Origin of the sequence: Trichodesmium erythraeum IMS101 (genome assembly GCF_000014265.1) — a bacterium.
Lineage (GTDB): Bacteria > Cyanobacteriota > Cyanobacteriia > Cyanobacteriales > Microcoleaceae > Trichodesmium > Trichodesmium erythraeum.
This window is the reverse complement of the sequence record NC_008312.1, coordinates 7,709,383-7,722,740: the sequence shown is the minus strand read 5'-3', so window position 1 is coordinate 7,722,740 and position 13,358 is coordinate 7,709,383. Positions and strand designations below refer to the sequence as shown.

The 13,358-nt window shown below is 32.0% G+C and carries 9 protein-coding genes and 2 pseudogenes; 6 read left to right on the top strand and 5 right to left on the bottom strand.

Annotation, left to right across the window (positions count from 1 at the left end; genetic code table 11):
- Positions 1–148 precede the first annotated feature (148 nt).
- The 4 genes from TERY_RS35705 to TERY_RS26085 form a co-directional block, all read right to left on the bottom strand.
- A complete protein-coding gene (locus TERY_RS35705; RefSeq protein ID WP_196797170.1) occupies positions 149–367 on the bottom strand; it encodes a hypothetical protein in 219 nt (72 codons plus the stop codon).
- A 90-nt stretch (positions 368–457) separates the two neighbouring features.
- Positions 458–991: a peptide deformylase gene (def, locus tag TERY_RS24415; protein WP_011614258.1), complete on the bottom strand. Its 534-nt coding sequence runs from the start codon at positions 989–991 to the stop codon at positions 458–460.
- A 507-nt stretch (positions 992–1,498) separates the two neighbouring features.
- Complete coding sequence (locus tag TERY_RS24410; RefSeq protein WP_011614257.1) at positions 1,499–2,746, bottom strand: HhoA/HhoB/HtrA family serine endopeptidase; 1,248 nt, start codon at positions 2,744–2,746, stop codon at positions 1,499–1,501.
- 1,233 nt (positions 2,747–3,979) lie between these two features.
- Positions 3,980–4,369, bottom strand: coding sequence for a hypothetical protein (locus tag TERY_RS26085; RefSeq protein WP_052845872.1), 390 nt, complete (start codon positions 4,367–4,369; stop codon positions 3,980–3,982).
- A gap of 1,066 nt (positions 4,370–5,435) precedes the next feature.
- On the opposite strand from TERY_RS26085, the pseudogene TERY_RS31860 reads away from it, so the two are divergent.
- A pseudogene (locus TERY_RS31860) lies at positions 5,436–6,281 on the top strand (IS1 family transposase).
- Positions 6,282–6,673: 392 nt separating this feature from the next.
- Positions 6,674–6,958 (top strand): hypothetical protein, encoded by a 285-nt coding sequence (locus TERY_RS31855; RefSeq protein WP_011614255.1) that lies wholly within the window; start codon positions 6,674–6,676, stop codon positions 6,956–6,958.
- Positions 6,959–7,538: 580 nt separating this feature from the next.
- Here the strand turns inward: TERY_RS31855 and TERY_RS31845 are convergent.
- A pseudogene (locus tag TERY_RS31845) lies at positions 7,539–8,404 on the bottom strand (IS630 transposase-related protein).
- A 223-nt stretch (positions 8,405–8,627) separates the two neighbouring features.
- Between TERY_RS31845 and TERY_RS24380 the strand changes: the two are divergent.
- The 4 genes from TERY_RS24380 to TERY_RS24365 all read left to right on the top strand — a co-directional run bounded on the left by TERY_RS24380 (position 8,628) and on the right by TERY_RS24365 (position 13,305).
- Positions 8,628–9,230, top strand: coding sequence for a TerD family protein (locus TERY_RS24380; RefSeq protein WP_011614253.1), 603 nt, complete (start codon positions 8,628–8,630; stop codon positions 9,228–9,230).
- 1,145 nt (positions 9,231–10,375) lie between these two features.
- On the top strand, positions 10,376–11,110 hold the full coding sequence (locus TERY_RS24375; protein WP_011614252.1) for a 15,16-dihydrobiliverdin:ferredoxin oxidoreductase: 735 nt from the start codon (positions 10,376–10,378) through the stop codon (positions 11,108–11,110).
- 616 nt (positions 11,111–11,726) lie between these two features.
- Complete coding sequence (locus TERY_RS24370) at positions 11,727–12,497, top strand: phycoerythrobilin:ferredoxin oxidoreductase (RefSeq protein ID WP_011614251.1); 771 nt, start codon at positions 11,727–11,729, stop codon at positions 12,495–12,497.
- A 289-nt stretch (positions 12,498–12,786) separates the two neighbouring features.
- Positions 12,787–13,305 (top strand): phycocyanin subunit beta, encoded by a 519-nt coding sequence (locus TERY_RS24365; RefSeq protein WP_011614250.1) that lies wholly within the window; start codon positions 12,787–12,789, stop codon positions 13,303–13,305.
- Positions 13,306–13,358 lie beyond the last annotated feature (53 nt).

The window sequence follows — 13,358 nt, the reverse complement described above, 5'->3', positions numbered from 1 at the left end:
AATAAAAAGTGCTATTTACTAAACTTTCAAGGAAGAGTCAAGTTATCAAATCAAATGTTTAAATCCTTGCCTACTAAACCAATAAAATTAGGTATAAAAGGCTTTCCCAAATCAATATATGAGGAAAACCTAGATTTATAGATAACTCTTACATCTTTGTAAGTGAAATTCTTACCACCTTGTTGTTGGTTTGACAACCTAGGCAACGGGTTAGAGACTTAGCATTAATCCCCGAAGTTGCTCTAAAGAAGGTCAAAGTCTTAGCTATCATTTGTAGTGAGACTTCTGGCAGAGACTGACAAGTTAAGGAATAGAAAGGTATAGCAGTCCAAGCATAGGTTAAGACATCAATTTTGGCTTTTCCCAAATCTGGAATAATTCAGCGTCCTAAGCTTTTTTTCTATTGCTATAAAGATTTTGCTGAATACTACGGAAATGCTCTGTTAATTCCTATATCCTAATTCCTTAATTGAATAATTTGTTTCTGATATTCATCTTCTGTGATTAAATCTGTGGTACTTTCTACACGATCTAAAAATACTAGACCTTCTAAATGATCGTATTCATGCTGAAAAATTCTAGCAACAAAATCTGTTAATTCTTGTCTTTCTAGTTTTCCTTCTCGATTAGTATATTCTACATTTATTACTCTATATCTTGGTACTAAACCCCTAATTCCTGGTATACTTAAACAACCTTCCCATCCTTTGACTCTATCTTCTGAATGAGATATTAATCTAGGGTTTATCATAGCTATTGGCTCCATTTTTGGAGCATTGGGATATCTAATATTTGGTCTTGAGGCAATAATAAATAAGCAATCACTAATTGAAACTTGTGGAGCAGCAATTCCCACACCATTTGTTTCAATTACTGTAAAAATTAAATTATCAATTAGTTGCTGTACATTTTGATCCAAAATATTATTAACAGTTTGAGCTTGATATCGTAATATCTTATTGCCTAACTGAGCTACTTGTAAGACTTCCATTATTTTTTCCTCCACTAATTTTTATTACTGGAGAGTACAAAGTTATCCTAAAAAACTATTAACTTTAAAGGCTGAAAGTATGATAGGACTTTGCTTACACCATTTACAGTTAAGATTGAAAGTTTCTAATCTTGAGATAGCTGTAAGCCAAGGCTCGCAATAGTTATGGGAATAATTTCCCATTGTCTAGTTTATTATCCATACTCATCAAAAAAAAGAAATAAATAGAGGCCAGTCAAATCATCATCTTTACCTAGTTTAGCTGCAACTATACATTCTATTTTTTTCTTTGAACTGTGAATGTTAAGCACTTAAACACTCATGCAAGCATCGGCTAATTTTATGTGAGATATATAGTATAAGAGATTAAGCTTAACAAAATGTATAATTAATTTTGTGTATTTATTCATCTTTAACTTTGTGCTAGTTCATCCTCACAACAATATCTCTGTCAGACTTGTCTCTATGAATAATATTTTAAAAGATTCTTTCATTATAATTTCCAAACTATCCTCTGAATCTTCTAGGTGGTAAATTTCCAGTTCGTACATCCAAATTCAAGCTTTTACCATTCCGATTAATTTCTAATTCCAACAAACTACCTACTGTTTTGTTCTGAACAATTTGCTGTACATTTTCAGATGTAGTAATAGTTTGATTATCAATTCTTTGAATTATATCCCCTGGTTTTAAACCACTTTTATCAGCAGGAGAACCAGGAACAACTTGTATTACTAATACCCCTTGGTCACTAAACATATTTGTATTGAAATTTCGGTTCAGTTCTTGCTTAAGTTCTGGTGTAAGAGTTTGCATAGCAATACCTAAATAAGCGTGTTCTGCTTTACCTACCTTAATTAATTGTTTAGCAATTTGTTGAGCATTATTAATAGGAATTGCAAATCCTAAACCTTGAGCACCATCAATAATAGCTGTATTAATGCCAATTACCTCACCATTTTGATTCAACAGAGGACCACCAGAATTACCAGGATTAATTGCAGCATCTGTTTGAATAAATCCTACCCGCTTATCTGGAACACCCACATCATTACTAGAACGACCTGTGGCACTAATTATGCCCACCGTCACAGAATTATCTAGACCTAGGGGGTTGCCAATAGCGATCGCCCATTCTCCAGGTTGCAGATTATTTGAATCTCCGATCTTAACAGTTGGAAGACTACCAGCATCAATTTTAACTACTGCTACATCAGTTAGAGAATCTGTGCCCAAAACTTTACCTTGAAGGCGACGACCATCTTTAAGGACCACTTCTACAGTAGTTGAACCCTCGACAACATGAGCATTTGTAAGAATATTACCATCAGAACTGATGATAAAACCAGAACCAGTTCCTTGCTCAATTGGACTATTACGCGATCTAGGTAATTCAAAACCATAGAAATCTTCTGGTACCCTAAATCCATACATATTAGGTCTTTGGCTGACAGCTCGAGAAGCATTAATCCTGACTACTGCTGGACCAACTTTTTGGACTGCATTTACAATAAAATTGCTATTGGAAATGGGGGCTCTAACTGGTAACCAAGTGGACTTTTCTGAGTTAGAAGTATTATCAGTTTTGCTAAGAGATTGAGTCACTGATAGTTCAGTAAGCTGACTTGAGTTTTCTGGAGAGCTACTTGTCTGTAATATTAGTCGCTCACCTAATAATGCTCCGACTGCTCCTGCTAGTAGTAATAAATAAGTTAAAGGTTGTTTCCAAAATACTTTGCCCATTGTATTTTTCATTGTTATTTATCTCTAATTGCTTAGTTTATAAAGAATTAAGAATCAAAGTTTGATCTCCTGGTGGAGAGGTTTTATTTTAATTCTCCTACAATATTTATATCTATTTAGTCTATTAGCGAAGGTCGAGTTAAAATAAATAATCAATCTTTGTAGATTTAACTTACTTGTTTGGCTCACCCTGCTCCTTTAAGTGTAATCAATCAAGAATACTTTTGAATTGATAAGCCCCCTACTATCTACACCTGAATGTTTATGAGAATTTATATTTGCCTTGTATGATGATGATAAGTTAAATTTAACACTCCTCGAAAATGATTTCCGGCCATTGAGAGTTAGTAATTCTACTCTGATTACTAGTATTTTAGAGTCATTAAAATTTACTCTTTAGCTTTTTTTTATCTACTTAAATTTTTGGGAATTAATTTTTACCATGTCTATGCATAAAATTACAAGATTAAGTTACATATATCAGGACTTATATAAATGGAGTAGATGTAGTGTTAAAAAAATAGCTGATTGCTCAAAGCTCCACTTTTCATGTCGTTTTTTATTTCCCAAAGCGAAAAAGAAACCTTAGCTAATTTTTAATGCGAGCTTCTAGCATTGCTTATTATTCCTAATTTATAAAGTAAATATTTTTATGCTCTTATCCTTACCATACTTAAGTAATGGGAGTTATAGTTCATTAGGCTTGAAATTACTCAAAGCTTTGTTATATAAAATTTTTAGTTAAGTTTACAAATAAGTTATTAATTGTAAGATACTGGAACGGCCCATATTGTCAATAAATTTGAGCTAATTATCAATAAACCCTACATCCTACAGGAATATAATATCTACACAATCCATATATAGTGTTTATTTGATTTTCAAAACACTGTAGGTAGGTTGGTGTTGAAATTTGTCACTATTTAACTCAGATCCTGCACTAAAAAAAATATCGGTGTTCAGAAACAGCTTAAGTAATTGTGTTATGAGGATTAGAGACTGTTCTTTCTAATCCCTAGAGATAACTAATTAAATACCTTTAAAAATCATCTTTATTCCCTAATTAATTTAACTAAATTTACCATTTTAATTAAGCTTTAAAAAAATGAATAACGCATATTTTAGGAGTTTAATTTTAATAATGTATATTGTTTTTTTTCATACTACTGCTAAGATGATTTTAGTATCCTAGTTTCTAGAATTAATGGAGAACAAAGATACTGAATCAGAACTTACGCAAAGACACTATATACAGCGTATACTAAATAGAGCGAACCCTTTAAAATTTATAGCGATCGCTTCAAGAAAATTACCATTGTTAAAACTAGAGTAAAAAATAATTAAAAAATCATTGCGAGCCCTGAATTGTATTGTGGGCTTCTTCAATTCTTGGCTCAAATAGTCTGAGAGTAATTCATGTTTAACTATGTAAATAGTTTTTCCTATTTTCACTGCTAACCTCTTGAGAAAACTCCAAACTAACAGAGCATAGGCTACATAGTTTTTTGAATTTGACCAAAGACTGCATTGACAAAACTCTGTATTCGTTAATTGCTTAATTCTGGTGTAAAATTCTTCGCTCTTCCATCTGGCTTGAGACTCAAATTCTACAGCTGTTACAATGTATTCTGTCATGTTGCTAGAAACATTTTCCCGTATGGAGCTGAACTTTTTTATCTTTTAGAAAACCTTTAATTTTAATAATTTTACCTGATATTTTTTCCGATTCACTCTAACTTAATTATCCAATATTTTTAGATTTTTCCAAACCTCTAATCTCATCTAAGCTCTGGATTTATTTTTCAAGGACAGTAATAAATTTTTGGCATATTATCTACCAATACCATTAATCTTTGTGTTGCATACCAACTCTCCATTAATAAAGTTTCAAATACTAAACTTATTCTTAATTTACTAAATTTAATATCATTTTCTACCCATGAGCTATTTTTATTTTTTTCTCACTATCTGGGTCATAAATATGATAATATATTATCTAAAATTACTCTATCTTTGGATTTAAATATATACAATTTACTCTTAAATTATACCACAGACTACTTTATGATCATTACCACTATATTGTCATCGCATTAACCTAATTTCACTACCATATTCTGTGTTGAAAACTGTATCATTAAAGATTAAATAAACATCTGTTTGAATTACTATTTATTTTTGAAAATTTTGACCTAATTCCTGAGCATCAAAATTTTATCTTCTTCAATAATAATTTATTGTTTCATAGCTAATATTTTCTAAGTGACTCGCTAAATTTACTATGTTTTAACTTGTATTAGATTTGAGCAAATATTGACAATAATCAATGTAGTTAAAACTTATCTGATTAGCTCAAATTAAAAGTAATATTATTCTACAATAATCAGGGTATTTAAGCAAAAATTATTTACTTACAATTAGCCATATATGATAGAGCCAAAACTAATGGTACTATCCTATCTTTAGTATTAGTTATGATTATGTTCTTTTTCAAGCGATCACCATAAATTTTTATGCGGTCGCTCTATTTAGTATAAGCTATATAGAGTGTCTTTGTGTAAGTCCTGTAAATAATAGTTTCTCCCAAGGACAAAAATTAAATTTCTAGCTTAAAACAAATAATGCCCACTAGTTATCAACTTGAAAACCTTGGTAGTGCATCAAGAAAGTGTGGCAATGGTAATATAATCGTTGTCCTTAAATACTTTCTATTATCATAGAATGTCCTCTATGTGGCCATCAGAAAACCCATAAACAGGGAAAGACCAGTAATGTTGTCAACGATATTATTCTCCTGAATGCCTACAAACTTTCACCGATACTTTTGACACTCTCTACTATCGTAGAAAAATTCAACCTGAACAAAAGCCCCTGGTTCTAGAGGCTCACGTTGAGGGCAGTAGTTTAAGAGGGATTAGTCCAACAGTTAATTTGGCCTATAATACAGTAATTAGTTTGGTAAGAGCTGCCTGTGAAAAAGGACAAATGATTCATAATGCTCATCTCCAGAATATCAATAACTCACAAATCAACAGTGATGAGTTTTGGTCACTCATCCAAAAAAAACAAAAACAGTGCCAGTATCAGCAATTGAGAGAAGGGAATTCTTGGGTTGGCAAGCCCCTAAGCTTCATCCAGTAGATTAATTCTGAGTGCTAGAGTAAATAAACATACTGACCAGTTCATTGAGGAATTGATCCTCAATACAGAAGAGAAAACTAGCTGTAAAAAATGGCTAACTGATAATTGGGGAGGGTATGAACGAGTATTGCTCTGTAATAGAACACATTATTGGTAAAAACCATTGTCCTACAATTGGAACGCATAAATGGAATTATCAGACAGCATAGCGGTCGATGGCATCGCCGACAGAATAAATTTGGCAAGCTCTGGCAACAAACTGAGGTAACAGTAAGGTTGGCGAGGGCCTACTTTAATTTGATTTGGGTTCATAGTTGCAAAGAAAATACTGCTGCACAAAGAGCTGAGGAACGCGATCGCTCCTTGAAGTTGGAACGACTTAATTACTTATCCCACACTTTACTGACGCACTACCAAACCCTTGAATCTATTTTTAGTTTACTCCTTTGTGGGCAAGGAAATTCAGTTCCCTATCATTGTCAAACCAAATCTGAAAGTGCTATCAGTCATTTCTTAAATAATTTTAAATGGTCAACTCGTTCTTTAATTCGTACTGTCCAAATCTGAAAGTGCTATCAGTCATTTCTTAAATAATTTTAAATGGTCAACTCGTTCTTTAATTCGTACTGTTCATTCTTTTCTACTCCATCTCATTTTTTCTGAAGTTAAAAGGGGAAGAAAACCAAGGTGTGGGAGTAATTCTGGATTTAACTACACAATAATTGGTGGTAAGTTCTCCCCTTAGAGGAGGAAGGGTTCGAATATATAACTTAAAAAAGGTTTACACATTGTCGTTATATGTATTTAGTGATAGGTAACTGGCGTATCCCTTGGATATTTACGGTTGATCGGGAAAAGGAGATTCCATCTCCATCCGAATTAGCACAGAAATTATTGAATAATTTGCCAAAAATACCTATTAAAAATTTTAGAATTTATGTATTAGGCGATACGGCTTTTGGAATAATTAAATTTCTCAAACAAATTCGGGATAATTCCCATTATCCTATAGTAAGAGTTAGTAAAAATAGAACTTTAACTGATGGACGAAAAGTCTGTGAAGCTAGAACTCTTATGACTTGAAGTTTATGTAAATGGTTTAGATTTTCCAGCTTTTTTTGTCATGGGTATACCTAAAACGAGATGGTATAAGAATTAAAAGTTTTGTTATTTCTACAAAACCAATGAAAGGTCAAACTATTGCTAGTTGGGGAAGACGCAGATGGAAGATTGAGGAATTCACACGCAGAGAGCTAAACATCGTTTTAAAGTACACCGCTTTGGACACAAAACAATACTTGGAGTTTAGGGTTGGTTGATTTTTTCTTTAGTTTCTTATTTGTTAACATATTTGGTTTATTTACACTTTATTAAATCATAGTGATTTAGATTAGTTTAATTGTTCACAACAGTCACTTATTTTACTTTGACCTCATGTATTGCTTATCTTGATGTCTAGTCAGCTAAATACACTGATGCCTTGGTTATATAAGCTGGGTTTTGATTTTGTCTAATCAGGTATAAGATGTAAGTGTAACAAAATATAAACTCACCTCAAATCAACTGTGTGAATAAGCTTGGAGTCAGTACACAAATCTTAATATAGCTAATTTTTTTTTCATACCTACTTACTTATATAGTCATTTAACTTAAGAATGAGACATTAAGCTACACAATAATTACAGATGATTTTATCTAAGGCTGTATTTGAAGGAGTATACATTCTGGCTCTCTTTAAGGAACTAAAATCATGTTTAATATCCTTCAAATTAGGAGAATACTTAGGGGGGAATATGACCTGATGACCTCTATCTTCAACTATTTGTTTAATTACTGTTTTTCGATAAATTGGTACATTATTCATAATCACAACTGATGTGATACTTAATGATGGTAATTAATATATTGATTACCATCATTAAGCATTCCAAACCTTCTGCATTCAAGCTTCCTGTAAATATAATTAGTGGGATTAAATATTTTTTTTTATTTTCTTCTACCAGGGACTAAGTTTTCTCTTTCTTTCCTCTTTCTTTGCCTATCTCCAGAAATTTTTTTCTCTCTTTTTGACCACACATAAATACAATTTAGAAATTATGGAAATCCTGACTCCAAAAAGAATAAGAAACTTTTACTCCCATATATTTTGATTAATTTCAGTAAATCCTGATAATACTTTATCCATTATTATCTACTTCTTTCCGCGATAATGTAGTTCTTTTTTTTTCTGGTTATTTTCATTATTTTGATAGCCTTAAAAATTGCAGTTGTACTTACGCCGAATCTTTTAGCTGTATGTTTTAATCTAGCTTCTGGATTTTCTTGTTAATCTATTGACAATTCTCTTGTATTTAGGGAAAACTAGATATATTTTACCTTTAGGGAAAACTAGATATATTTTACCTTTGTTGCTGCCAGTTCCTTTCTCTCAAGTCATCTTATTCCAAACACTTGCGAAACTTTGGTGATTCTAACTCCATTTTCTATTATTACTATTAATTTTTGTCTGAAATCTAAACCATAAGCCATGATTTCTAATCCCATACTTTATTTGTTCAATCTTATACTCTTTTTGTTTCATTCTTAAGTGAAATGACTATATCTTTTAGAACTACTTATACTTTTGGTACTAAAATTTTTTATCTATACATGAAAGATTGATTCACTTTTGTACAAAAAATTGATCAAACTGCTATAATTTATTATTAAATTTCATGAAAATTTTTTAGAGTTTATATAGGGTAATAAATATATGAGTATAAATCTTAAAAAAGGGCAAAAAATTTTACTTGATAAAAGTGAATATGATCTATCAAGACTGACAATGGGACTAGGATGGGATGTAGCAAAGTATACAGGTGGTTTAGCTGGTTTATTCGTTAATAGATCGGATTTTGATCTGGATGGTTATGCCATTTTATTAGAAGAGAATGATAAACTTAAAAACTACAAAGAAGATGTAATTTATTATGGTCATTTAGAATCTAAAGATAAGACAATAATTCATTCAGGAGATAATCTGACTGGAGAAGGAGAGGGAGATGATGAACAAATAATTTTGAAATTAAACTCTATTCCTGAAAAATACCAAAAAATTATCTTAGCAGTAAGTATTTATCAAGCTAAAGAAAGGAAACAACAATTTGGAATGGTAGAAAATGCTTTTGTTAGAGCTGTTGATTATAAAGGGGTAGAAATAGCAAGGTATACTTTATCTGGTAATGGCACTTATCAAGGTAAAATATCAATGTTAATGGGAGCAGTTTATAGAGACGATAAATATTGGAAATTTAACGCTTTAGGTAATCCTTTGGATAGTGATATGAATGGTGTAGTAGGTTCATTTATGAAATAAATTTAGCTAGTTTTGGCAAATAATTAATAAAAAGCTTGAAATTGGAAACTAATCATTGAATTAATGAATCGTGAAAGTATATAGAGAAAAACATTATGAAGACAATGAAACTGATGCCAGAATATTTTTGGCTAATCAGAAACATAATACCAACTGTGTGATTTCTTAGTATTGTAAAATCTATATCCTATCATTCATAAACCTAAAGTTACAGGAGTCAAACTTCAACAAATAAGCCACAACATTTGAGAACGGAAAATTAGTTGACATTTTTACCATTACTCAAATTACTCTAACTAAATAAGTAAACTTTTGTATGGGTATTCAACATTACGAGAAAAATATAATGACTTAGCTTAAAACTCAGAAATAAAGTTTTAGGATGGTAATAAGTATTTTTTTAAGTATTTATTATTTACCTAGATGTACGGACAATGCAGAATCAATTTTTCCAAGCTTATAAATATTACATTAGTTTATATTGGTAAATGTTATATCAAGCATAAATTCTTTAGACATAAACAGAGGTTCAAAAGATAGTTAAAGCCCAAAAAGATTACGAACAATATAGTACTGATCGAGACCCAGTATCAGGATTATTTTTTAGTAGTTATGTGGGCTATGAATGGTCAGAAAAATTTATCTGTTAATTCTTGTTTGAAAAGACTGTATCATTAAAATTGCCTCGGCCATGGGATGGATAGTCCTCAGCATTCAACTTTAAGTAGTGAAATTTATTTTTTTATCGAAACCTTGAAATGGGAGACTTGAGGCAAAGTTGTTTTGATCATGATTAACAGAAAATATGAATCTATACAACTCTATGGTAGACTTTGGCAACAATTACAATCATAACTTTATGAAAAAAGCTGAGGAAATTTTGATTAGTTAAATTAGAAAAAAAAGCTAAAATAATATAATTTTCTTTGAGAAAAAACTTATTCTTTTATGGATAGTATGGTTGAAATATAGAAGAAATACCTAAAAATACTTTTTGATAAAATACAGTTTTTTAGGTTTGACTTTTAAATTTTGACTTTTGACTTTATGAAGGATTATTGCTTTGTTCCTCAGAAATGAGACTCTGGTGATGGCCATCTATTATTGTCGGAAACGAGTTAATATACTAAGTATGATAAGTATCAATGTACAGACCGTTTCTTGAATATTTAGAAAAAGAGTTATTTAGTAAATTTGATTTACGGAGTAGACCAATTCCTGCTGGCTTAGAAGCTAACGTTAGTAATAGAGGGAAAAATAAGGCGAGAATTCAGAGTTGGTGCTATGAGTGTACTGAACTCAGAAAAATACGTTATACTTATATTGATGCAGGGGCTACAGCTCAGGTATTTAATAGTGTGATTTATCCCAGTTACTGCTATGATATCCCACTATTAGGGATTGACTTATTATCTTTCGGTAAAAATAAAATCTTAATAGTATTAGACTTTCAACCTTTATTCCAAGAAGAATCATATTTGGCTAAATATATAGAGCCAATGCGATCGCTACGAGAAAAATATAATGACTTGGCTCAAAACTTAGAAATGAAGTTTTACGATGCTAATCAATATTTTTCTAAATATTTATTGTTTGCCAAAACAGATGCACAGACAGTGCAGACTAAATTTTTCCAAGCTTATAAAGATTATATTAGTTTATATTGGCAAATGTTACATGAAGCAGAAATTATTCAGACAGAAGCAGAGATTCAAAAGATAGTTAAAGCCCAAAAAGATTACGATCAATATAGTGCTGAGCGAGACCCAGCATCAGGATTATTTAGTAGTTATTTTGGCCATGAATGGTCAGAAAAATTTCTCTACCAATTTTTGTTTGAAGATGCTGTACCATTAGCAGTTCCTACTAGCACTCGATGAGTTTGTTAACTATTAAGTTAAGAATTTTTATCACACCTCTCCAGGAACTTCAGGGAGGTGTGAACTTATTTTTATCAATGTAATTGCTAAAATATAATCTAAGTATTCGGCAGTGAGCTATTAGCTATTAAAAATTAAGCTGTTAACTATTGAGAGCATCTATCATAATAACAACTAATTAAAAGACAGATAGTGTATAATAAAAGCTTTGCTATTTTGATAAATTTTTAAATAGGTCTTTTCAATGAGTAACTAAAGAAGTTATTAAGTCATTCCAAGACGGAGCTTTAAACCCATTATTTTCCTAAGGACCTTCTTTCAAGGGGATGAAAAAAAGAAATTTTTAATTTTCTATCCTCCTGATCATACTAATTTAATAAATTTTTGTTAAACTTTATTCATGGTTGAAACCTAAGCTTAACTCTTGCTAGGAGTGGTAAGAACGTTATACACAAAGTTCGTACAACTTTTATGAAATTAACAGGCTTTTAGGGTTTTAATGATCAAAAAAGTAATTAGTAGAGTACTAATTACTTAACAATTAAAAATCAACTCAAGTTAGAAATTATTTTTTAATATTTAGTATAACTGGAGGTACTAATAACTGACAACTGAAATGACAGCCACTAATAATATTGTGAATTTATATCAACCTTTTCTAGATTATGCTTTAACTAAGCTTAAGGAGGAATTAGAACTACAACCTTACCCTATACCTTCTGGATTTGAGCATAAAGTTGCTATGACTGGTAAAGGCAAAAAGCAACAAGAAGTACAGACAACTAGTTATGCTCACTGTAGCCCCAAACTCAGGCAAATCCGAGCTGCCCATGTCCAAGGTGGCAGTGCCCTCCAAGTGTTGAATTTTGTTATATTCCCTCATCTTAATTATGACTTACCCTTTTTTGGGGCAGACCTAGTTTCCTTGCCAGGGGGACATTTAATCGCCCTAGATATGCAGCCCTTATTTCGGGATAACCTTCAGTATCAAAAAAAGTATACTGAGCCAATATGGGAGACGTTCCAAAAACATCAGAAATATTTACCTTGGGGAGGTGATTTTCCAGAAGAAGCAACCCCATTCTTTTCTCCAGCTTTTCTTTGGACTCGTCCTCAGAAAACTGAGTTAGTTGAGACAAGAGTGTTCGAGGCGTTCAAAGATTATTTGCAAGCTTATTTGATTTTTGTCAAGCAAACAGAGCAGATTACTAATTCAGAGAAATTAGCAGAAATAAAAGAAGCCCAACTGCGTTATCTCAGATATCGAGCGGAAAAAGATCCAGCCAGGAAAATGTTGACCCGATTTTATGGCCATGAGTGGACAGAAGAGTATATTCATGGCTTTCTGTTTGATCTAGAAAGAAAATTGGCCTTGAATCCTGCTTAACTTTTTGACGTCAAAGAAGTTTGTTAACAAATTGTAACAAACAAAAATACAACAGCATTGTATAAAGAATATCTGAAGGGTTTAAAAGATAGGAGAAAATCAATAAAAACACTGATTTATGAGCTTGAAAGACTTCTCATAAACAGTGTAATATTTTAATCAGGATTCTTAAAAAGTCCTGATATTAACTTTTCCATTGCCAGGCATAGACACCTAATCGGAAAAAACTAAAAAAATACCCATAGCATCGGAAAGTAACTAAAAAAAATAAAATTAGGAGAATTAATCAATGTTTGATGCTTTTACAAAAATAGTTTCCCAGGCAGATGCCAGGGGTGATTTTGTTCCTACTGCGACAATTGATGCTTTAACTAAAATGGTCGGAGATAGTAATAAGCGTTTAGATGCAGTTAACCGTATTACTAGTAACGCTTCTACTATCGTTGCTAATGCAGCTCGTGCTTTATTCGCGGAGCAGCCTCAGTTGATTGCTCCTGGTGGAAATGCTTATACAAGCCGTCGTATGGCTGCTTGCCTGCGCGACATGGAAATCATTTTACGTTATGTAACTTATGCTATTTTCTCTGGTGATGGAAGTGTACTAGATGACCGTTGTCTCAATGGCCTTCGTGAAACATACTTAGCTTTAGGAACTCCTGGAGCTTCTGTAGCAGCAGGTGTTCAAAAAATGAAAGAGGCAGCTCTTGCTATTGCTAACGATCCTGCAGGTATTACTCCGGGAGATTGTTCGGCTCTATGTGCTGAGATTGGTGGCTACTTTGACCGTGCATCAGCTGCGGTTTCGTAAAAGAAACCAAGTTAAGTGATAGCTCTCAGCATCTTTATGCCTTCAAAAGTTTT

Coding starts and splice junctions, on each gene's coding strand:
- def (WP_011614258.1), bottom strand. CDS start 991: ATGGAAGTCTTACAAGTAGCTCAGTTAGGCAATAAGATATTACGATAT.
- TERY_RS24365 (WP_011614250.1), top strand. CDS start 12,787: ATGTTTGATGCTTTTACAAAAATAGTTTCCCAGGCAGATGCCAGGGGT.
- TERY_RS24370 (WP_011614251.1), top strand. CDS start 11,727: ATGACAGCCACTAATAATATTGTGAATTTATATCAACCTTTTCTAGAT.
- TERY_RS24410 (WP_011614257.1), bottom strand. CDS start 2,746: ATGAAAAATACAATGGGCAAAGTATTTTGGAAACAACCTTTAACTTAT.
- TERY_RS24375 (WP_011614252.1), top strand. CDS start 10,376: ATGTACAGACCGTTTCTTGAATATTTAGAAAAAGAGTTATTTAGTAAA.
- TERY_RS31855 (WP_011614255.1), top strand. CDS start 6,674: ATGTATTTAGTGATAGGTAACTGGCGTATCCCTTGGATATTTACGGTT.
- TERY_RS26085 (WP_052845872.1), bottom strand. CDS start 4,369: ATGACAGAATACATTGTAACAGCTGTAGAATTTGAGTCTCAAGCCAGA.
- TERY_RS24380 (WP_011614253.1), top strand. CDS start 8,628: ATGAGTATAAATCTTAAAAAAGGGCAAAAAATTTTACTTGATAAAAGT.